Origin of the sequence: Halorhodospira abdelmalekii, from assembly GCF_016583625.1 — a bacterium.
GTDB lineage: Bacteria > Pseudomonadota > Gammaproteobacteria > Nitrococcales > Halorhodospiraceae > Halorhodospira > Halorhodospira abdelmalekii.
This window is the reverse complement of sequence record NZ_NRRN01000006.1, coordinates 43,371-63,507: the sequence shown is the minus strand read 5'-3', so window position 1 is coordinate 63,507 and position 20,137 is coordinate 43,371. Positions and strand designations below refer to the sequence as shown.

General features: G+C 65.6%; 17 protein-coding genes and 1 tRNA gene. 9 read left to right on the top strand and 9 right to left on the bottom strand.

Annotated elements, in window-relative coordinates:
* Window positions 1–75 precede the first annotated feature (75 nt).
* The gene (locus CKO15_RS02455) at window positions 76–633 is read right to left on the bottom strand and encodes a hypothetical protein (RefSeq protein WP_200192151.1); all 558 of its coding nucleotides are present in this window, start codon (window positions 631–633) and stop codon (window positions 76–78) included.
* Between the two features lie 189 nt (window positions 634–822).
* Window positions 823–1,923 carry an MBL fold metallo-hydrolase gene (locus CKO15_RS13935; RefSeq protein ID WP_207123790.1) on the bottom strand — a complete coding sequence of 367 codons (1,101 nt, stop codon included), beginning with the start codon at window positions 1,921–1,923 and terminating at the stop codon, window positions 823–825.
* Window positions 1,924–2,232: 309 nt separating this feature from the next.
* Between CKO15_RS13935 and CKO15_RS02445 the strand changes: the two genes are divergently transcribed.
* A tRNA-Arg gene (locus CKO15_RS02445) sits at window positions 2,233–2,309 on the top strand.
* 226 nt (window positions 2,310–2,535) lie between these two features.
* Window positions 2,536–3,114, top strand: coding sequence for a DUF3006 domain-containing protein (locus CKO15_RS02440; RefSeq protein ID WP_200192149.1), 579 nt, complete (start codon window positions 2,536–2,538; stop codon window positions 3,112–3,114).
* A gap of 51 nt (window positions 3,115–3,165) precedes the next feature.
* Here CKO15_RS02440 and CKO15_RS02435 read toward each other — a convergent pair whose 3' ends face one another.
* On the bottom strand, window positions 3,166–3,774 hold the full coding sequence (locus tag CKO15_RS02435) for a methyltransferase domain-containing protein (RefSeq protein ID WP_200192171.1): 609 nt from the start codon (window positions 3,772–3,774) through the stop codon (window positions 3,166–3,168).
* 164 nt (window positions 3,775–3,938) lie between these two features.
* Here CKO15_RS02435 and CKO15_RS02430 point away from each other — a divergent pair, with 164 nt between their 5' ends.
* Window positions 3,939–4,295 carry a gamma-glutamylcyclotransferase family protein gene (locus tag CKO15_RS02430; RefSeq protein WP_200192147.1) on the top strand — a complete coding sequence of 119 codons (357 nt, stop codon included), beginning with the start codon at window positions 3,939–3,941 and terminating at the stop codon, window positions 4,293–4,295.
* Between the two features lie 68 nt (window positions 4,296–4,363).
* Here CKO15_RS02430 and CKO15_RS02425 read toward each other — a convergent pair whose 3' ends face one another.
* Complete coding sequence (locus CKO15_RS02425; protein WP_200192145.1) at window positions 4,364–4,774, bottom strand: thiol-disulfide oxidoreductase DCC family protein; 411 nt, start codon at window positions 4,772–4,774, stop codon at window positions 4,364–4,366.
* A gap of 221 nt (window positions 4,775–4,995) precedes the next feature.
* On the opposite strand from CKO15_RS02425, the gene CKO15_RS02420 reads away from it, so the two are divergent.
* From CKO15_RS02420 to CKO15_RS02405, 4 genes are all read left to right on the top strand, one after another.
* Window positions 4,996–7,092: a glycosyltransferase family 2 protein gene (locus tag CKO15_RS02420; protein ID WP_200192143.1), complete on the top strand. Its 2,097-nt coding sequence runs from the start codon at window positions 4,996–4,998 to the stop codon at window positions 7,090–7,092.
* Window positions 7,093–7,268: 176 nt separating this feature from the next.
* Window positions 7,269–7,607, top strand: a complete 339-nt coding sequence (locus tag CKO15_RS02415; RefSeq protein ID WP_200192141.1) for a hypothetical protein — start codon at window positions 7,269–7,271, stop codon at window positions 7,605–7,607.
* 147 nt (window positions 7,608–7,754) lie between these two features.
* Window positions 7,755–9,671, top strand: coding sequence for a glycosyltransferase (locus CKO15_RS02410; protein ID WP_200192139.1), 1,917 nt, complete (start codon window positions 7,755–7,757; stop codon window positions 9,669–9,671).
* The gene (locus tag CKO15_RS02405; protein ID WP_200192137.1) at window positions 9,664–10,371 is read left to right on the top strand and encodes a LicD family protein; all 708 of its coding nucleotides are present in this window, start codon (window positions 9,664–9,666) and stop codon (window positions 10,369–10,371) included. Before CKO15_RS02410 ends, CKO15_RS02405 begins: the two co-directional genes overlap by 8 nt.
* A gap of 48 nt (window positions 10,372–10,419) precedes the next feature.
* On the opposite strand, the gene CKO15_RS02400 is transcribed toward CKO15_RS02405, so the two are convergent.
* From CKO15_RS02400 to djlA, 4 genes are all read right to left on the bottom strand, one after another.
* Window positions 10,420–13,884: a mechanosensitive ion channel domain-containing protein gene (locus CKO15_RS02400; protein WP_200192135.1), complete on the bottom strand. Its 3,465-nt coding sequence runs from the start codon at window positions 13,882–13,884 to the stop codon at window positions 10,420–10,422.
* Window positions 13,885–13,895: 11 nt separating this feature from the next.
* A complete protein-coding gene (locus tag CKO15_RS02395; RefSeq protein WP_200192133.1) occupies window positions 13,896–15,341 on the bottom strand; it encodes a M20/M25/M40 family metallo-hydrolase in 1,446 nt (481 codons plus the stop codon).
* Window positions 15,338–15,886, bottom strand: a complete 549-nt coding sequence (locus CKO15_RS02390; RefSeq protein WP_200192131.1) for a macro domain-containing protein — start codon at window positions 15,884–15,886, stop codon at window positions 15,338–15,340. Before CKO15_RS02390 ends, CKO15_RS02395 begins: the two co-directional genes overlap by 4 nt.
* Window positions 15,887–15,989: 103 nt before the next feature.
* Window positions 15,990–16,808, bottom strand: coding sequence for a co-chaperone DjlA (djlA, locus tag CKO15_RS02385; RefSeq protein WP_200192129.1), 819 nt, complete (start codon window positions 16,806–16,808; stop codon window positions 15,990–15,992).
* A gap of 317 nt (window positions 16,809–17,125) precedes the next feature.
* Here djlA and CKO15_RS02380 point away from each other — a divergent pair, with 317 nt between their 5' ends.
* Both CKO15_RS02380 and CKO15_RS02375 read left to right on the top strand, forming a co-directional pair.
* On the top strand, window positions 17,126–18,031 hold the full coding sequence (locus CKO15_RS02380) for a phosphoribosylaminoimidazolesuccinocarboxamide synthase (RefSeq protein ID WP_200192127.1): 906 nt from the start codon (window positions 17,126–17,128) through the stop codon (window positions 18,029–18,031).
* A gap of 43 nt (window positions 18,032–18,074) precedes the next feature.
* Window positions 18,075–18,812, top strand: a complete 738-nt coding sequence (locus CKO15_RS02375; RefSeq protein WP_200192125.1) for a Crp/Fnr family transcriptional regulator — start codon at window positions 18,075–18,077, stop codon at window positions 18,810–18,812.
* Window positions 18,813–18,874: 62 nt separating this feature from the next.
* On the opposite strand, the gene gap is transcribed toward CKO15_RS02375, so the two are convergent.
* Window positions 18,875–19,885: a type I glyceraldehyde-3-phosphate dehydrogenase gene (gene gap, locus CKO15_RS02370; protein ID WP_200192123.1), complete on the bottom strand. Its 1,011-nt coding sequence runs from the start codon at window positions 19,883–19,885 to the stop codon at window positions 18,875–18,877.
* Between the last annotated feature and the right edge of the window lie 252 nt (window positions 19,886–20,137).

Sequence of the window (20,137 nt, the reverse complement as noted above, 5' to 3'; positions counted from 1 at the left end):
GCGGGCGTGCAGATCGAGGCAGAGGCCCGTGGCCCAGCCCTCGCGCCACCGCCCGCCCGGTTTCAACCGCCTGCGTTAGTCCTCATCAAGAACCCGCAAAATGTCGTCCTGGCGGCGCTTGACCGCCTCAAGGTCGGACTCCGGAACGTCATCAACGAGTCCGCCGAATGCGCCCATCTGTTGCTCCATTTGGCTGCGGATCTGCGCTCTCTGCTGCTCTGAGAGGTGGGGCTGCTCTTCAAGCTCGCGCAGCGCCCGCTCCATCTCCGGTTGCACACCTCCTGCCTGCACGGCAATGGTCGCCCGCATGATGCGGCCCCCATCCCGCGCCCACTCGTCGCTGTTCGAATAGCCGTGGTCGCGGATGATGTTACCGATCTCCGGATGCTCTCCGGCAAGTTCACGAAACATCGCCTCAAAGTCGATCTCCCCGGGGTGGGAGAAGTCAACGTCATCCTCCTCGAGCATCTCGTCGAGGTCTTCCTGCTCATCTCCCCACTCTTGTAGCGCCTGCATCGACCCAAGCCAGCGGTCAATAGTACGATCGTCAAGGGCGTGCGCTTCCCCTGCGGCTACGGTTACAGCCAAAAGCGCACTGAAAAATAGCGTTGGAATGGCGGCACGGTTGGACATGGCGGTGGCTCCTCAGTGGCATCGATGCCCACCTCCGAGAGTAGCCGACTGATTTGTTAATCCGCAATGCCTTATCTCATTGCCAGCACATTGCTGCCTCACGGCCAATCACTTGGGCAGCACTGCACACTCTCGGTACCCAGCACGCCAGGGGATCAGCCCGCCGTGGAGACAGAAGGTCGCCTGATCTCACCGCTCGACGCACGCCTCCCCCTGCTGCAGGATATCGCGCAGCCTTCCTGGGCCGATGCCGTCGATGCGGTTGAGCTCTTCGACGCTCGACCACGGCCGGCGATCGATGATGGCCTGCGCCCGATCACTGCCGATATGGGTAATCCGCTCTAACTCGCGCGCGCTAGCGCGGTTGAGATCGATGCATCCGGCCGGCTCGGGGGCAGCTGCAGCGCTGTCCCGGTCGCGGTCAAGGTCACCTGGGGTCACGGTGCCGCGCCGCTCGGTGCGCACCTGCCACTGCCCATCAGCCCCGCAGCGCAGGCGAATGGTGCCGTGGGCGCCGGTGCCGAGCAGCGGCACGCCGGTGGCGCGGACCCGCTCGACGACCGAGGTGTGTGGATGGCCGTAACGATTGCCGACGCCGTATTGGGCAACCACAATCTGCGGAGAGACGGCACGAAGCCACGCCTGGCTGCTTGAGGTGTGGCTGCCGTGGTGGCCAAGATCGAGGACGTCGGCACGAAGGTTGAGGCCGCTGGCGATGATCTCGCGCTCGCCGCTGACCTCAATATCACCGGCGATGATCGCCGAACAGGGGCCACGATCGATGCGTACGACGAGGTTGCGATCGTGCGGGGTGCGGTTGGGGGTTTCGACCCCCGGATGGAGCAGAGTGAGACGCATTTGCCCGAGCTGCTGGGTGTGGCCGCGCGTCGGCTCACGGTAGCGGGCGTTCGAGTCCAGGGCAGCATCAAGCCAGGTCTCGAAGGTCTGAGTGGAGTGCTCGTAGCCGCTATACCAGATCTCACCGACCGATTTGCGCTGTAGCACACCGATCTGGCCGCCGATGTGATCGGCGTGCGGATGGGTGGCGACGAGTAGGTCGATATGATCAACGCCGCGGGCGCGCAGGTAGTCGGCGGCATCGTGGCGCGGCGTGCCGCCGTCGATGAGGACATGGTGGCCGTCGGCGTGGATATAGGTGGCATCGCCCTGGCCAATGTCGATGAAGTCGATGGCGAGCTCGGCGGCCGCGGTCAGCGGGGCGAGGAGTGTTGCAGCGACGAGTGCGACAGACTGCAGTGAGCGGCGCAGGCGGGCTGCGCTTCGGGGCACCGGTGACTCGGGCCTGCCAACCCCCGAGGCACTGCCCAGTGAGCCCCCTGTCGCTCCCCTTGCCGAGCCCTTCGTCCAGCCCTTTGTCGAGCCAGTCGCCCAGCTAATCACCCAGCTAATCACCCAGCTAATCGCCCGACCAATCGCAACGGATCGAGTGGCCGAAAGAGGGGCACCGAGGTTGGGCAGAGGGCGGCGTATCGGCTTTCTGGGCAACATGCTGTCCTGGTCGGTAGCGAACATAGAAGGCGCGCAAGCTTAACACGCTGGCGCCAGTCCGTTAGAATTCGCCGACACGCTGCAACCACGGCCCCGGTAGCTCAGTCGGATAGAGCGATCGCCTCCTAAGCGATAGGTCGCAGGTTCGAATCCTGCTCGGGGCACCACTCCCCCTTCTTCAAAGGCCGCTGCGCCCCACAAAAAGATCCGCGATCCTGACCAACCTGTTACAATGGCAACGGATCATAGCGGGCGCCACCGGGACGGGTGGTGTCGCAGCATGATGGACAACGTGGCGAAGCTCGGCGACACTTCGCTCGCCGGCAGCACCAGCCAACTTCACGGCCTGCCGCCACAAAGCAAAACCTACCACTCCAAGGAAGGAGTCGATTTATGAAGGACCATCGGAGAGAATCTAACGCGCGTTCGCGCACCCGTCTTGTCTGCCAACCATCCGACGTCGGCGTTTTGGCCCCCGTGCTGCTGCTCATGCTACTCGCCATGCTGACTCTATCGCCGGGTACTGCTGCTATGCCGCCAACTTCCTCCTCCGACTTGAATCCACAATCGCCGCTTCAGGCAGACTCTCAGGACCACCAGGAACGCCGGGCAACCCGAGAGGAGGCTGGCGAACCCCATGACACCTCCGCAACCGCAAACGAGACGGCCAGCCACAAGGCCAAGACGGTGAGCCACGAGGCCACCGTCGACGCCGTTGATGAGGGCATCGCGCGGCTTCTCGTCGGCCCCGCCGGTGAGGTCTACGAGATCGCCGCCGAGCGTCTACCCGCCGCCGCTGTTCCCGGAACCACGCTGCGTCTAAGCGGCCACCTGACCCCGGGACTAGAGGCGGTGACCTTCACCGTAGATGCCGCCGCAACCGCCGCCCGGCAAGGGCGGGTGCGGAGCAAACTCGAGCGGCTGCGCCAACGCTCGGCTGAGGAGACTGATGAGCGTTCCAGCGACGAGTAAGGCGGCTGCGGCTCTTGTCGGCCCGGTATCGCATGAGCCTCGTGCACGTCGTCAACCATCGCGCGGCCGCGCTGCAATGAGGCAAGCGGAGCGCCCTCTGTGTCGCGAGAGCACCGCGAACTCTTCGACTTCCAGCCCAGCGCAGCGGAGCTGATTCTCTAACTCTTCGCGATAGGTCACCCGCCCAAAATCGATGCTAGTCAACCGCCTCAGCAACGGCTTTACGATCTCCAGCCAGGGCGCGGGCCGCTCCTGGATAGTCTGGGTGAAGAAGAGGCGCCCGCCGGGGCGGAGTAACTTGCAGCAGTGCCGCAGGGCCTCCTCTGGATCGGGCAACAGCATAAAGCTGCCGGAAAAATAGACGAAATCGTACGGGCCGCCGCGATGCGCATAGACCGACTCCAGCCGCACCTCGACCCGATCTTCCAGCGACGACCCCGACACGCGCCGGCGGGCACGCTCCACATAGTCGGCGTCGATATCGATGCCGACCACGCGCAGCGCCTTGCCCTTCACCCGCTCGGCATTCGCCATCAACGCACCCGCGGTACCGATCCCCACATCGAGAAAGAGCGAGCCTTCGGGCAGCCGCTCCACCACCTCGGCATACCACCGCGAGGTGAGCCCCAGAATCAGCCTGTCGTAGACTGCGCCTCTGATCATCACTCTATACCCTCCGCACGATGCGACCAGTTTAACGACACAACCGGAACCGCGACCACAAGCAGCGTGTGTATCTACTCAGGAACGCTTTCCTCGTCTCGGCGTCAAACGAATTCAACCGGCTCGGGACAGCACAGACGAAACACCGACAAGAAGTTCCGATGGAGACAAGCCCAAAAACGCACCTTGTTTTTGTCTACGGCACCCTCAAAAGGGGCCACTCCAACCACCACGTCTTCGCGCAGGCGGGGAGTCGCTTTCTGCGGGCTTGGGCGACCAGCCCGGAGTACGAGATGATCGATCTTGGCGATTTCCCGGCCGTCCGCGAGGGCGGCAACACTTCGATCCACGGTGAGATCTACGAGGTCGACAACCTAGCGCCGATCGATGCGCTTGAAGACTACCCGGTCTTGTACGATCGCAAGCGCATTAAAACGCCGTGCGGCGACGCTTGGCTCTATGTCAAGAATGACGCTTCCGGCGAGCGCATCCCGAGCGGCAACTGGACCGGAGCATAGCGAGCAGGCTGGCCGTGCTGACCAGCTGCGCTATCAAGCCGCCTGCCGTGCCGACTGTCGACTGTGGCTCAGCTGCAATCCTTACTATCGATGCGGCAAACGCGCTGGTAACGGCGGCGTGCATACCAGCGATAGAGCGGCTCGAGTGGGCGGGTCAGGCCGAACCCGCGGACAAACCAGGCGAGCCACCGCCAGTACGGCAGGTACGACCAGACCACGGTGAAGGCGGCTACGCCGCCGTAGAGGGTGCCGTCGCGGTCTTTACAGTGGAAGCGCTGCATCGCCTCCTCCCAGGTCAGTGCGGTTCCCTCTAACGCGTCGGGTTCGTGCAGATCGCGCCACTCAATCGCTGCAGCGCGGTCGAGACGCTGGTAGAGCGCGATCTCCCGGCGGCAGACCGGACACTGGCCGTCAAAAAAGACCGTCGGGCGGCGCTCGGCAGGCGACCCTTGTGCGGTTGCAGCTGATCTGTCGGTCATAGCCAATCACTCCTGAGGGGGACGAGGTAACCCCGGGGTGGCAATGTCGGCGAGGGTCGAGCTGATCAACCGCTCGGTAAGGTTAGAATGTGCGGCCGGAGAGCTTAGTCGTCAACCACCTGTTAAAGCCCCCTGCCTAAAGGCACGGCCTGTGAGAGCAGCCGGATTGACAGAGAGGGCCGCCAAAGCCCGCTGCGTGAGCAACAGATCATGAATTGCCGATGACAGAGAGAATGGACGATCCAGTGGTGCTGTGCGTAGTGCAGCAGTGCATAGCGCACTGGCTGGACGACTGCGCAACCAGTAGCGGGGGGCGCACCACTGCGGACGGTGCCGCTACTGGCAGTGCTGAGGAGATCGGGCGACCGGCACCGATACAACTGCTCACCGCCACCGGTCACCCCCTTGCCGCCAGCGACCGTCCACCGGCACCAGCGCCCGACAGTGCTTACTGCTGGGCCACGCCGGGCACGCCTCCGGCGGCGGTGCTCTTTACTGCAGTCGGCGCCACCGACCCACTGCCACCGCTCGCGGCGCGAGCAGAGCAGGCGCGAGCGATGACCGCGGCGCTGCCGCCGGGCGGCCACATCGGCCTGCTCACCGCGGCCCGCGCCGCTTGGGAGGCGCCACTTCTAGCTGCCGGCTGCCGGCCGCGGCGCCGCTGCTCGGCCTGGCTGCTGCTGCAGAGGCGCAGCAACCGACCGCCGCAGCGCTCACCGAGCACCGAACAACGCCGCCACGAAAGGCTGCGCCTACTGAAGAGCGCGGCTCACCACCACGACTGGCCCTTAGTCGCCGAGGCCGGTGGCCCGCTCTTTGCCGGACCAACACCGTGGCAAAACCCGCCGCCAACCGTCGCCACGGCACTGATCGCTTACATTGAAGCGCTCTATCAGCTCCGCCGCTACTCCGGGGTTCGCCGCGTCAGCCGGTACTACCAGCCCTGGCTGCTGCGCTCTACGGCTGCGGCCGACCTGCGGCGCTGGACCGGTCTCTACCTGGAGGCGCTGCTGCGCCTGGAACTGCCGGAGGAGGCGCAGACCGTCGCCACGACCCTACCGCACACGGCCCTCAGCGACCCCGCGGTTAGCACCTGCCTCCAGCAACTGCTCGCTGAAGACGATCCGGAACAGGCGCTCGCCTGGGCGCAGCACGCCCTCGCCCACACCCGGCGGCGTAAGGCCCGTCACCTCGGTCGACTGGCTGCCGCCCTGGAGCGACTTGGTACGCCCCCAACAGCCATCTTGCAGCACGTAGCGGCCTGGGCCGCCGTCAAAAGCGCCAGGGGCGCCGACCTACCACGGCTGGGCTGGCTGCACGCTGCCCTCCACGCCCGCTTAGGCGACTCGCCACAGGCGCTGGCCGCCCTCAACCGCGAACTGCACCGCCACCAGTTAGCCCCCCTCTGCCGCCGCGATCCGCAAGCACCGCTCTCGGTCGACAACGTCACCGCTGCCACCAGTCGCAACGACACCAGCAACAGCGACGCGACTGCCAACTCATCCGCCCCCGAACCGCTGATCTCCGTGATCATGTCAGCATTCAATGCCGCAGCAACCATCGACACCGCAATCGCCTCAGTGGTAGGACAACACCACCGCAACTGGGAGCTGATCGTCGTCGACGACGGCAGCAGCGACGCGACGCTAGCGCGAGCACGGGCTTGGCAGCAGCGCGATTCACGGGTGCGGGTGATCGGCATGGCCGCGAACTGCGGAGTCTATCGAACACGCAATGTCGCCCTGCAGCACGCCCGCGGCGACTACCTCACCACTCTCGACGCCGACGACTGGAGTCACCCGGAGCAGTTGCAGCGCCTGCTCGCCACGCTTGAGTCCCACGGCACGGTGGCAGCGATCGCCGCCACAATCCGACTTGCCGATAACGGCGCCATCCAGCTGCAGGCGCACGGCCCGGTACTAAAAAAGAACCTCTCATCACTGCTCTTTAAACGGTCGGTCTTCGATCGGCTCGGCTTCTTTCAGCCGATCGCATCGGGCGCCGGCGCCGACCGTGAGTACGAGGCGCGCATCAAAACCGTCTACGGGCCACGGGGGGTGGCCGCAGCAACTGACCTCTGTTTGACCCTGGCGCGTTGGCACCCTGTCTCTCTGACTGCCAGCGGCCCTCTGGCGCGCAGCGCCTTTGGTCGCAACCGCCTGCAGGAGCTCTTTCAACGCTTGACGACCGAGTGGCAGCAACAGTGCCTGCGCACCGGGCGCACGCCCCGGATCGAGCACCCCGATCGGCTCCCGCAGTGGCTGCCGCACGCCCTGCGCGGCCCCGACCAGCCCCTGCCCCACTACACCCTCTACTAAGCGGCGGCTCACAGCCGCACCTCGCTGCCCCCCCCTTTACAAACTGCAAAGCAGCGGCCTTTGGCTTGTCATGGCCGCCGCCGCGTGATGTGATATGCGGCCGAACCCCTCTCACCCCCGCCTCCCGGCCGGACGGGAGCGACCCTTTTGAGGGTGGATTTTCAGGAACCGAAGCAGTGAACCACCAAGCGAGCACGCCGCCACAGCCGCACCCGGCCAACCCTGATCCGCAACGCCCCCCTGAAACTGAGAGCGCGACTCTGCAGGTGCTGCAAGCACGCATCGCCGAACTGGAGCTCGATCTGTGGGAGCAGAGCGAGGATTTTCAGCAGGAGCGGGAGCGTTACCAGGCTGAAATCCACGATCTGGAGTGCCAGCTGGCTGCGGCCCACGCTGTGCAGGCGTGGCGGTCGCTGCCGCTGCGCCTGCGGCTACCGGTCACCGCACGCCGGATTGCCGCCGCGGCTTGGCGCAAGGTGCGCCACCGGCTGCGGCTGCGCCGGCACCCAACCTAACGCGCCCCGTCTAAACGGATTCGCCTGCCGCCGCAAGAGCAAAGTGATGTCCATACTTCTATCTCTGCCTAGACACCGCCCCACCGCCGACCGACAGCGCAGTGAATCGCCTTTCTCGATTCGCCAACATGCGATCGAGCAGAGCGTATGATTCGCCGCCGCACGCTGATTCGCTTGACGAAGCGAGCCCTCGACCACTTCGGCCTGCGGACTTGGGTCCATGCTCAGCTACCACCGTCGCTGCATCAGTCCCAGCGACTCACCGGATACACCGCTGCGCTCCACGCCCGCGTTGCAGAAGCTGCATCGCTGTCGCTGCCAGCGCCGGTCGCCCCCTCCGGCCACGCTCCGGTCACCCTCTCCCTCAGCCAATTTCCCCTCGCCTGCCCCATGCTCCGCCAACTGGCGGCTGAACAGCCGGAGCGCTGGGTCATTGTCTACGACGCCGTCAGTTATCGGCCGACCGACCTCCCCATCCCGGCCACGATTGCCGCCCCCGTCGAGGTCGTCCTCTTCACTCTCGGCGGCAGCCTTAACCGTCCCTTCCGCCACCGCCGCCCCGAGCGAGCGCTTACCTTTGCCGTCCGTGCCGGCGTCTTAGGCGGCGAACTGCACCACTGTGAACAAGCCTCTCCAATTGCGCTTCTAGTGGCACTGCTCAGCGATCGCCAACGTCCGTTAGCGCACATCGCCGTGGCCGCACCGCGCCCTCGAAATCGGTTACACCGGCTCGCCCACACCCTCCTCCAGCCGCTCCATCGTGGCCAGGACCGCGTGCCGACCAACCGCCTAGCCCTTAAGGTGTTCGCCGAGGCGTTGGCACGCGCGCGCCCGACGTTGGCCGCCCCGCTCTTAACCGAACTCCCCTACGCACCCGGCTCGCTTCCGGTCAGCAGCGAGACGCCACAGCAATATCGGCGCGACTGGACCGCCCTGCTGCCGGGCGAGCGAACGACTTGGGATCTTCTCTTCATCACCGACTTTCGCATCCGTGGCGGTACCATCGCCTCAGTCCTTAGTGAGATCGAACTGGCGCGCGCAGAAGGCTGGCGGGTTGCCGCCCTCCAACTCGACGCTGCCACCTATACGGCCAAGAGCTGGAGCCTTAAACAGGACGCCCTCGGTTGCCTGGCCGACCTTGGAGTGCCTTTGCTCAACGCGCACCCCTCCGCCCGCGCGCGCCTAGCGGTGCTGCGCTACCCGCCGGCCTTTGTTACGTTGCCGGCACCACGGCCACGACTCACCGTCGAGCGGGCGGTTTTGGTCGTCAACCAGCCGCCGCAGCGTCTGACCACGGACCAACCCTTCTATGATCCCCTCGCCTGCCACACCGGCGCCACCCAACTGCTCGGCAGTGCGCCGGTGTGGGCCCCCAACGGTCCCGACGCCCGCGCGGCTATGGCGGCGTGGAACGCCACCCTGCCGCTGACCGCCGAAGACTGGCTGAACGTCGTCCCATCGCGCCTGCTCGCCAGCGACGCTGAACTGGCGGCCCGTGCTGCCCGCGCCGCCACCCCCCAGCGGCCACTGGTCATTGGCCGCCATGTTCGCGACGTCTATAACAAATGGCCGAGTGATCCTGCCACGCTGCTCGCCGCCTACCCCGAGACCCCCGAAATCGAAGCCCGATTCCTCGGCGGTTGCTCCCGCCCGCGGCGTATCCTCGGACGCATGCCGGAAAACTGGCTCGACATCAAGTATGGCGCCCTCCCCGTAACGCAGTTTCTGGCAGAGCTCGACGTCTTCGTCTTCTTTCCGCACGAGGCCCGCATAGAGCCGATGGCCCGCTGCGTGGTTGAGGCGATGGCGGCCGGTCTGCCGGTCATCCTGCCCGAGCGGTTCCGCGGCTGCTACGGCGAGACACCGATCTACTGTTCGGCAACCGCCGTACTCCCGACGTTACGGGCACTGGCGGCAGACCAAACAGCGCTGCTGGAACGCTGTCGCCGCACCCGTGATGAGGCGCGGGAGCGCTTCGGCGTCCGCGCCTACCGCAACCGCTTAGCGGCGTACGGAGTTACCAACCAACGCTCCCCTGCGGCCAAGGAGCACGCCGATGGATGATCTCTACCGCTTGTCGCTGATTCAGAAGGCGCTTGATGAGGCGGGGGTGCGCTGGTGGATCGACCACGGCACTCTGCTCGGCTTGGTTCGCGAAGGGCGCCTGTTGCCGTGGGACCGCGACGTCGACCTCTCCCTACCGGCAGCCGGTCTCAACGCTGCACACGCCGCACTTTGGAACATTCGGGACCGGCTTGGCGCGCATCTGGTGCGCACCCGTCGCAACCTTAAAGTGCTGCCTGGTGATGGCTCTAGCCGCGATTTCGACCTCGCCTGCTACGAGTGGGTCAACAGCGACCCACCCCTATGGCGAAAGGAGCTGGTGATGTATCCGCGGCTGCCCGACCTCCACCGGGGACCGCTGCGCCGTAAGCTGTGGCGACTGCTGCGCTGGGGTGAATACCTGACGGGCTACAGCGGACAATTCACCGGTACGGTACGGCGGCGATCCATCACTGCCGGCTGCCACGACACCCTACTCGGAGCGCTCTATCGGCTGCGTGAACCACTCGGTGTGGTCTACAAGTCGAGCGTCCCGGCGCACTATTTCGCGCAGCTTGAACGACTCTCTTGGCACGAACTTAGCTTGCCTATTCCCGCCACTCCGGAGGCGTACCTCGCCTTTCGTTACGGCGCGACGTGGCAGAGCCCACAGCGTCACTGGACGTGGTGGAATCACGATGCATCGGTGCGAAGGGATTGAATCCCTCCGGCTTTCTGGTCTATCGCCCTTAACCAATTGCGTCGCCCCTTAGGGCGACGGCGAACCGCCAGGTAGCGGCGCCTCGGGCGGCGACCAAGACCCAGGCGCTGCGGGCAGTCCGTCACGGATGTGCAGGTCCATCTGCGGATAGGCGATCTCGATCCCCTCCTCGCGGAAGCGCTTGATGATCGCCGTGTGCAGTTCGCTGACGGTCACCAGACGATCGCCCAGGGCGCTGACGTAGACCCGCAACTCGAAGGTCAGCGCGCTGTCGCCAAAACTCAGGAAGAAGACGGTCGGGGCCGGCTCTGCCAAGGTCCGTTCGTTGGCCTGCGCAACCTCCAGTAGCACCTCACGCACCCGGTCGACATCGGAGTCGTAACTGACACCGACCGGGATGGTCAAGCGGGTGGTGGTGTCAGAGAGGGTCCAGTTGATCAACCGCTCGGTGATGAAGTTCTTATTCGGCACCACGATCTCGCGATTGTCCCAATCGACAATCGTCGTCGCCCGGGTCCGGATGCGCGAGACCGTGCCACTGTACTCGCCGATGGTGATGGTGTCGCCGACACGGACGGGGCGCTCGAAGAGGACGATCAGCCCTGAGACGAAGTTCGCTACGACCTCCTGCAGGCCGAACCCTAAGCCTAAGGTCAATGCCGCCACCATCCACTGCAGCTCGCTCCAGCGCAGTCCCAGCAGCGAGAAGACGACGACGACAGCCACCACCGCCAAGACGTAGCGCAGCAGCATCGTCACCGTATAGCGTCCGGCGGCATCCATCTGGGTACTGCGCGCCAGCACGATCTCGACCAGCCCAGGCAGGTTGCGCGTAGCCAGGGTAAAGATCACCCCGAGCAGCAGCGCCAGCAAGAGATCTTGCAGGCTAACCCGGCTCAGTACCTCGGCCTCGCCGACGGTTACCGTGCGCGTCCAGAGGGTGACGCCATCGAGCCACGCCAGCGCTGGCAAGATATCGGCCCACGCCCAGAAGAGGCCAATCACGATGGCTCCGCCGGCGGTAACCCGCACCAGGCTGCGCGTCTGCTGATTGATATCCTCCAGATCCAGTTGCGGCTCGCTGATCTCGACCCCACCGTCGGGGCCACTGGCCGCCGCAGCACCACTCGCGGCCGCCGCGGCGCGCTGCTCGCGCAACTGCCGCAGCCGCAGCCGCGCTTCGCTGAGCATCAAGGCACGCAGCGCCAAGCCATACCCAAGATAGACCGCACCGAGAATAGCGAGAGTGTCGATCAGGCGCGCCATGACCTCACTGACGGTCAGCAGGTACCCGGCCAAAGCGAGCAGCACCAACACCCCGGCCGCCGCCATGAACCCAACGTGCAGCCAGCGCCGCCGTCGCTCCAGCAGCGGTGGGTGCTCAGTATCGACGAAGGGCGCAAGCAGCAGCCAGCCCAAGGTCGCCGTACAGGCGATCGATGCGAGCAAGGCGACCCGCCCATAGATATCGGCCACCAACTCACTCGGATGGCCGAAGGTCAGACCGAGCAGCAGGATCAAGAGCAGCTGCAACGGCAGATACCACGACAGATGGCGGCGCAGCCGCTGCACCCACTCTGGATGCCAACGCAGATGCACGGTACCGACCCCATCGCGCCGGGTCAGCACCAGCAGGAAGTGACCGGCCAACCACCACAGCGAGGCACTAAAGAGCAGGGTTGCCAAGATCTCGACACTGAATCCGGCGTCGGGCAACTGCTGCAGCCGCCACGCCGTCACTGCCAAGATCAGCGGCACCGGCAAGACCCGCAGCAGGCTCCAGCCGAGCGCTTGGAAGGTCAGCTTCATATTGTCGGTGAAGCGGTGCCGGGTGCGCTGCGCCAACGCCGGCAGCTGCTCACGCCCCCGCCGTCCCCATAGATAGATCAGCAGCGCAGCGAGGACCGACAACCCAAGCGGCAGAGGGGACCCGACGGAGACTACGTAGAGGGCATCACGCAACTCGACCCACGCGGCGGGCTCCAGCAACGCACCACTCGCCGCCGGCACCCGGGCGATCCAGTCCAAGCCGACCGCGGCGTGGCTCGGCCACCACAGCAGCGTCTCGCGCAGCACCTGATCGAGTTCATCGACCAAGCGTGCGACCTCGCGCAGCGGCAGGCCACTCTGTCGCAACTGCTCGGCTAGGAGCTCCTCGGCCTGCAGCTGAGTCGCCAAGACTTGCCGACGCAACCGCAACAATTCGCCTGCTGCCGGATCATCGGCGGCGGTCTCGGCCACGACCGGCAACTGCGCCAACTGCTCGCGCAGGGTGATCTGGCGCAACCGTGACTGTGCCAGTTCGCGCTCTAGCTGCCGCACCATAAAGCGCGCCCGATCAAACTGCCGCAGACGCCGCTGCTCTTCGATAAAGAGCCCCCCCAGAGCCTCGGTCAGACCACTGACTTCCAAGCGCTCACGGACATTGATCAGGGTCTGACCAAGATCCTGCTCGACCTGCAGGTAGTGCTCGCGCTTGGCCTGCAGCTCGCGGATGCGCGCCTGCAGCTGTGCACTCTCATCGAGATGCCGACGCAACTCTTGGAGGGGACCGGGGAAGCGTTCGGTGAGCTGTGGCTCGCGCTCGAGCAGGCGCTGCAGATCGGCTTGGAGGGCGCGCAACTCCTCACTGGCTAGCGCCTCCAAACGCTGCTCAAGGGCAAGCAGCGGAGCGCGCAAGTGCTCGAATTTGGCGGCCAGGACGCGGCTTTCAAGCCGCAGCACGGTAATGCGGGGCGCCAGCGTCTGCTGATCGAGCTGCGCGGCGAGGATGCGGGCATCGGCACGCCGCTCGATGGCCAGGCGCACGGCCTCGCTCGCCTCTGCATGCTCTGGATCGGCGGCGATAGGAGGCAGCGTCTCCAATGCCTCGGTGCGCTCGCGGCGCAACCGCTCCAGCGTCTCGGTCTGTCCCCGGCTCTGCTCCTCAAGCCGAGCCAGGGTCGCCCGCCGCTGCTCCAGCTCACTGCTGACCTGACGGCGCCGCTGCTCCACCTCGCGCACCGCCTGTTCGACGGCACCAAAGGTCGGCTCATCGCTCGTTAGCCGCCCGATCTCGGGCAGGGCCGTCCAGCGCTGCTCAAGATCGCTCAGCCGCGCGGGCAGCTCGCGCGCCACTGCCACCCGCTCCAGGGCGCCGTGCAGCCGTTCGGCGCCCGCCACCTCGACCTCGTACGCCCGTTGCCACAGGGTACGCTCGTCCTCATCACGGGTCTCATCGGTAGCGCGCCGCTCCCACGCCTCGGCACGGCTGGCTGCGAGCCACTGCTCAGCGGCGGTGGCGTCGATCGCCTCGAGGAGTGGTGTCAGCTGCGCGGGGGCTGCCGCGATCGCCTCTTCGACCGTTGCCTCGGCCGTCACCGAAGCCGTCGCTGCGGTCGACTCCGGTGTCGGCGGCGAGGCGGACGTCGGTGGCGCTGCAGCCGCCACGATCGTCAGTGTGATGAGTGCAATCAGCCAGGTCAGGGCTGGGCCAAAGGGGACAGATTTTAAATCCGTCCCCTTATCGAACATTATCGGTCCCCTTATCGAACATGCTGCTGCGCTAGCGCTGCCAGCGCCTCGGCCAGGCAGCCGGTCACCCGCTGCGCTGCATCCAGGTGAAGAAACTCATCGGGGCCGTGGGCGTTTGACCCAGGACCAGCCACTCCAGTGACCAAGAATTGCGCTTGCGGAAAACGCGCCTGCAGCCAAGCCATCAGGGGGATCGTACCCCCCTCGCCCATCAGCACCGGGGCAGCCCCAAAGTAGCTGGCTCCGGCCCGCTCCAAGGCCGCGCTGAGCCACGGCGCAGTCGCCGGTGCCGCCCAGCCGTCAGCCACGGCCTCCAGCTCAAAAGCAACCGGGGCGCTAGCAGGCGGAGCGCTGGTCAACAGCCGCTGCAGATCGGTTGCGACCGCCTCGGCGGCGGCCGTCGGCGGCAGACGCAGAGCCAGTTTCAACGCACTAAAGGGGCGTAGGACGTTGCCGGCGGCGGCCACCGGGGGCAGCCCCTCGGCACCGACAATCTCCAGCGCCGCCCGCCAACTGCGCGCCAGCAGCAACTCGGCCGGATCGTCGACTTGCGGCCGCACGCCCTCCAAGAAGGGATAACGCTCGCGGATCGCGCCGCCGAGCACCGTCGCGGCGTGCTCTGCCTGCTCACGACACTGCTCGGGGATCGACACGCGACAGAGCTCCGGCAAGATCTCGCCGCTCGCTTCGTCCTCCAGGCGCGAAAGCAGACTGCGTAGGATCCGAAAACTCGACGGCACCACCCCGCCGGCATCGCCGGAGTGAACGCCCTCGTGCAGCACATCGACCCGCAGCGTGCCAGTGATCATGCCGCGCAGCGAGGTCGTGCACCAGAGCCGATCGTAAGTGCCACAACCGGCATCGGGACAGACCACCAGATCGACCGCGCCGATTCGCTCTGCGAGCCGATCGAGGTAGGCCGGCAAGTCGTAACTGCCGCTCTCCTCACACGTCTCGATCAGAAAGAGCGTACGCGGGGTCGGCTGCCCACTCTCGCGCAGAGCGGCTAAGGCGAGCACTGCGGAGAAGAGCGCGTAGCCATCGTCAACCGCGCCACGGCCGTAGAGCTTACCGTCGCGGATCACCGGCTGCCACGGCGCCAACCCGCTCGACCAGCCACTGTTCTCCGGCTGTTTATCGAAGTGGCCGTAGATCAGCGCCGTACCCGCCGCCGCTAGCGCTGACTCACCGTCCCCGTTGCCGGGAGAAGCCGGCGCCTCGACGAAGAGCAGCGGGGTGCGCCCGGGCTCGCGCACGATCTCGACGGCGGCGTCAGGCAAGTGATCTCGACAGAACTGCGCCCCAAGCTCCAAGGCGGCCTCAAGATGGCCGTTCTCTTGCCAGTCGGGGTCGAAGTGGGGGGATTTTGCCGGGATCTGCACAAAGGCTTCAAGCGCCGGCAAGACCTCGGCCTGCCAGCGCTGCTGCAAGTGCGGCCAGGCAAGGGCGACGCTCATGCCTCCTCCTCACCCTCAAGCAGCGCTTCAAGGGCGCGTTCATGCGCCTGCAGCGCCCGCTCGTTCGGCAACACCAAGCGCACCCGTTTGATGTGCTGGAGCTGCGATGCCGTTTCGGCAATCGTCGTCAGCGCTACCTCGGCGGCCTGCACCATGGGGTAGCAGAAAGCCCCGGTCGAGATCGACGGGAAGGCGATCGAAGCGAGTTGCTGCTCCTCGGCCAAGCGCAGCGCTTCGCGATAGCAGGCGGCGAGCAGCTCGTCGGAAGGCTCATCGACCCCGAAGACCGGCCCGAGGCAGTGGATGACGTGCCGATTGGGCAGGTTGTACGCGTCGGTAATCACCGCCTGCCCGGGCTCAAGCGGTGCCAACGGCTGACACGCCTGCGCCAATTCCGGGCCAGCGGCCTCGTGAATCGCCCCGGCGACGCCGCTCCCAGGCTGTAGCTCGGCGTTGGCGGCGTTTACAACCGCATCACACTCGTGCTGCGCGGCGATATCACCGACTTCAAGCTCGACAGTCACTGCAGCGAATTGCGCTTGCATGGCTCTTGATCCTCTTCCTCGTGCTCGATTGCGCGGTGCCATCGGTGCTTGCCACCAGGCTACCGGTTGCTTTTCTCTCTTTTGGCCTCTCGGCTCGTCTCGACTACATCCCTCGAACCTCGCGGATTGCCTCGTAGGCAGCGCGAATCTGCCGCGTACGCTCACCAGCGGCCTCGATCTCTTGCTCGGAGAGCCCGCGCCCGACGAGGCGATCCGGGTGGCTACGACTGATCGCGCGCCGATACGCCTTGCGCACCTGCTCGGGCGAAGCATTGCGACCAACCCCTAAAAGCCGGTAGGCGTGATCGATCGTTGGACGCACCGTGCGATTCAGCTTGCCACGTCGCAGCCCATCAAGACGGGCATCGAGATCGACCACGGAGACCCCGGCCTGGCGCCAGATCCAGCGCAGTAACCGCTCGCGTGCGGCATCCGGCAGGCCATCGGCAGCGGCGACGCGCAGTTGGAAGTCGAGAAAACGCGCCAGCTCTTCCGGGCGGCTGCGACCGACCCAGCGCAACAGCCACAACACCACACGCAGCGGCGCCGCCGGATCCTTGCCCCGATTAAAGACCACGATCGCGCGCTTGCGGCCGCATTCATCGAGGGGCAATTCGTTGAGCACGCGGCGCGCGGCGGCGACCTCCGCCTCGCTCACCCGCCCGTCGTATTTCGCAACGTAGCCCATCACCAGAGCCGTAGCACCGATGTAGACCCGCTGCGCCGCATTCAGGCCGCAACCACTCCAAACCAAGCCAACGCTCTGCGTTACCCGTACCCACTGATCGAGACCGAAGCCAAGCAGGAAACCGCTGAGCACGCCGAACGGCACGGCGACCCCGAGCGGCGCAGCAATCAGCCCGCCACCCAAAGCCCCGAGCAGTCGACCCAGCCAGCGTTCTACAATTCGATACGGCTGCATGCACCGCAGTCCTGGTGCCACTTCGGTTAGCACTCCATCCTCCGGCGGGGACAACCGCCAGAGAACCACCCACAAACGAAGGCACCAAGGATACCCGAGAAGCGGCTTAATCGCACCCGGATGACGCGACGCAGCAGCATACTAACGCACCCGGGCGCACCCTCGGACGCCGGGATTAATTACACAGCGGCGACGTTTTAGTACCATTCCCATATAGGGTCATTCTTCGACAACCCGCCGCACCCCGGGCCACTCACCGGCATCACACCGGCAACATCGACCATAGCAGAAGAGCCCACCGTAAGAGCACTGATGAGATGAGCGAACCGAATCTTCCCACTGCCCTCCATAGCAGCCACCTCGAGAGCCTGCCGTTGCTGCATAGCGGCAAGGTGCGCGATATCTATGCGGTCGACGAAGAGCGTCTGTTGATCGTTGCCACCGACCGACTTTCGGCCTTCGACGTCGTCCTGCCCGACCCGATCCCCGGCAAGGGGGAGGTGCTCACACGGGTCTCCAACTTCTGGTTTCGCAAGACCGCCGAGATCGCCCGCAACCACTTGCTCGATACCGCACCGCACGAAGTGCTCAGTGCCGCTGACGCCGCTCAGGTCGGCGAGCGCGCCGTCGTGGTGCGCCGCCTACAGCCGCTGCCGATCGAGGCGATCGTCCGTGGCTATTTGGCTGGCTCCGGCTGGCAATCGTATCAACGCACCGGCACCGTCTCTGGGGTCCGCCTGCCAGCGGGGCTTGAGCGCTCAGCACAACTCCCCGAGCCGATCTTCACCCCGAGCACCAAGGCCACCGTCGGCGAGCACGACGAGCCGCTGACCTTCGCTGAGACCGCCGAGCGCATCGGCCCAGCCCTCGCCGAGCGTGTCCGCGAGACCGCCTTGACGATCTACCGCGCCGCAAACGCGCACGCGGAGCGCTGCGGCCTGATCATTGCCGATACCAAGCTTGAGTTTGGGCTCACCGCAGAGGGCGAGCTGATCGTCATCGACGAACTGCTGACTCCGGATTCCGCCCGCTTCTGGCCCGCCGCTGAGTGGCGCCCTGGGAGCACTCCGCCGGCGTTCGATAAACAGTACATTCGGGATCACCTTGAGGCGTTGGGCTGGGATAAGCAGTCGCCGCCACCCCACCTGAGCGCCGAGGTCATCGCCCGCACCGCGGCCAAATACCGCGAAGCGGAGCGGCGTTTGCTAAAGGAGCAAACTTGATTACAATCAAGTCTTCTGTTCCGGTCTTTTTGGGGGGGCCTCCATGATGGATTCTCACGATTGCGATCACTGCTCGGTCCGCTCGATTGCCTTGTTCGGCGAGTTCGATCCGCAGCGGGTCGAGCGCTTCGCCGCCGCCACTTACCGCTCTCAGCATTCACCCAGCACGGTACTGCTCACCGAGGGTGCGCGTCCCGGTGAGGCCTTCACCCTGCGTGATGGCATCGTTAAGCTATCGCGCAGCCACGGCCCAGGACGCACTCAGATCATCCGCTTACTCGTACCGGGCGACCTGCTGGGGATCGAAGGTCTTTTCGACGAGCCCTCTCGCTACAGTGCCATCGCCCTAACTCCGGTGACGGTCTGCCACCTGCCGTTGCCGCTGCTCAAGCAGCTGCACGATGAGGAGCCGGGCTTCACCAACGCCCTGTTGCGGCGCTGGCGCGAGGCACTGCACGAGGTCGAGAGTTTGGCCGCGGAGCTCGGCACGCGCAAAGCCGAGGAGCGGATCGCCGCCTTCCTGCTAAATTGGCGCAAAAAGTTGCGCAGCCACGCCCGCCGCGTTGCTGCCGAGGATCACGAGTGGATCCCGCTGCCGCTATCGCGGGCCGAACTCGGCGAACTGCTCGGGCTGCGGGTCGAGACGATCAGCCGGGTGCTGGCGCGCTGGAAGCGCGAGGGCATCTTTGAGGAGCGCAGCGGGCGCCTTCGCATACACGACACCACTGCGCTCCACGAACTCATCGGTGAGGCGGCGACCAGCCCGGAGAGTGCGGGCTGAGCCACCGCCGCAGGCGGGCCTGCCTGCTGTTTTACCCGCCCGCAGGCCCGCGGCCGCTACCGTCAAGCGCGCATCAGCGCCACCGTGGTATCGAGCATCCGGTTCGAGAAGCCCCACTCGTTGTCGTACCAGGCGCACGCCTTGATCAGCCGCGTTCCCATAGCCCGGGTCAGGGTGGCGTCGAAAATGCTCGAGGCGGGGTTGTGGTTGAAGTCGATCGAGACCAGCGGCTCGTCGTTGTAGGTGAGCACACCGGCCAACTCGCCCTCGGCGGCCGCCTTGACCACCTGGTTGATCTCATCGACGCTGGTATCGCGCGCCGCCGTGAAGGTCAAGTCGACCAGCGAGACGTTGATCGTCGGCACCCGCATCGCAAAGCCGTCGAGTTTGCCGTTGAGCTCCGGCAACACCAAGCCCACCGCGGCAGCCGCCCCGGTCTTCGTCGGAATCTGCGATTGGGTGGCGCTGCGCGCCCGCCGCAGATCGCTATGAAAGACGTCGGTCAGCACCTGATCGTTGGTGTAAGCGTGGATGGTGGTCATCAGCCCCTGTTCGACACCGATCTTCTCATGGATCGCCTTGACCATCGGGGCGAGGCAGTTGGTGGTGCAGGAGGCGTTGGAGATGACCTCGTGACTCGCGCTCAGCGTCTGCTGATTGACACCGTAAACCACAGTGGCATCGACATCCTTACCGCCCGGGGCTGAGATCACGACCTTCTTGGCCCCGGCTTTCAGGTGCGCACCAGCGGCCTCTTTCGTGGTGAAGAGCCCCGTACACTCCATGACCACATCGACCCCGAGCTGGCCCCACGGCAAATCGGCCGGGTTGCGCTCGGCGCAGACTTTAATCCGGTCGCCATTGACGACCAGATCGCCGCCCTCGACCTTGACGTCCCCCGGAAAGCGCCCGTGGGCGGTATCGAAGCGCGTCAGATGGGCGTTGGTCTGCGCATCGCCAAGATCATTGATAGCAACGATCTGGATCTCGTCAGTGCGCCCCGCCTCGTAGAGCGCCCGCAACACGTTACGGCCGATCCGTCCGTAGCCGTTGATCGCAACCTTGATAGTCATGAATTCGAACCCTCCCTTACTGCGTAAGCTTATGGTTATCTTCGCATCAACCGGATGCGTTCCGCACACCAACAATCGGAGACCGGGGCCTGCCATCGGCGGCCGCTCCTCGGCCAGGCCGCCCGTTACCCGAGCGACAACAGCACCGGCGAACCGCAATCGCAGTCGCAGTCGCAGTCGCTGCGGCAGTGTAACCGATCCGGGCGATGTACGGGCAGAGCGCCTATCACGATTCGGGATTTTGCCCATCAG

Bases quoted from the DNA above. Each gene is read 5' to 3' on its own strand.
- CKO15_RS02375 (WP_200192125.1), top strand. From the start codon at position 18,075: ATGATGGATTCTCACGATTGCGATCACTGCTCGGTCCGCTCGATTGCC.
- CKO15_RS02405 (WP_200192137.1), top strand. From the start codon at position 9,664: ATGGATGATCTCTACCGCTTGTCGCTGATTCAGAAGGCGCTTGATGAG.
- CKO15_RS02410 (WP_200192139.1), top strand. From the start codon at position 7,755: ATGATTCGCCGCCGCACGCTGATTCGCTTGACGAAGCGAGCCCTCGAC.
- CKO15_RS02395 (WP_200192133.1), bottom strand. From the start codon at position 15,341: ATGAGCGTCGCCCTTGCCTGGCCGCACTTGCAGCAGCGCTGGCAGGCC.
- CKO15_RS02420 (WP_200192143.1), top strand. From the start codon at position 4,996: ATGACAGAGAGAATGGACGATCCAGTGGTGCTGTGCGTAGTGCAGCAG.
- CKO15_RS02430 (WP_200192147.1), top strand. From the start codon at position 3,939: ATGGAGACAAGCCCAAAAACGCACCTTGTTTTTGTCTACGGCACCCTC.
- CKO15_RS02400 (WP_200192135.1), bottom strand. From the start codon at position 13,884: ATGTTCGATAAGGGGACGGATTTAAAATCTGTCCCCTTTGGCCCAGCC.
- CKO15_RS02455 (WP_200192151.1), bottom strand. From the start codon at position 633: ATGTCCAACCGTGCCGCCATTCCAACGCTATTTTTCAGTGCGCTTTTG.
- djlA (WP_200192129.1), bottom strand. From the start codon at position 16,808: ATGCAGCCGTATCGAATTGTAGAACGCTGGCTGGGTCGACTGCTCGGG.
- CKO15_RS02390 (WP_200192131.1), bottom strand. From the start codon at position 15,886: ATGCAAGCGCAATTCGCTGCAGTGACTGTCGAGCTTGAAGTCGGTGAT.
- CKO15_RS02425 (WP_200192145.1), bottom strand. From the start codon at position 4,774: ATGACCGACAGATCAGCTGCAACCGCACAAGGGTCGCCTGCCGAGCGC.
- CKO15_RS02440 (WP_200192149.1), top strand. From the start codon at position 2,536: ATGAAGGACCATCGGAGAGAATCTAACGCGCGTTCGCGCACCCGTCTT.
- CKO15_RS02380 (WP_200192127.1), top strand. From the start codon at position 17,126: ATGAGCGAACCGAATCTTCCCACTGCCCTCCATAGCAGCCACCTCGAG.
- gap (WP_200192123.1), bottom strand. From the start codon at position 19,885: ATGACTATCAAGGTTGCGATCAACGGCTACGGACGGATCGGCCGTAAC.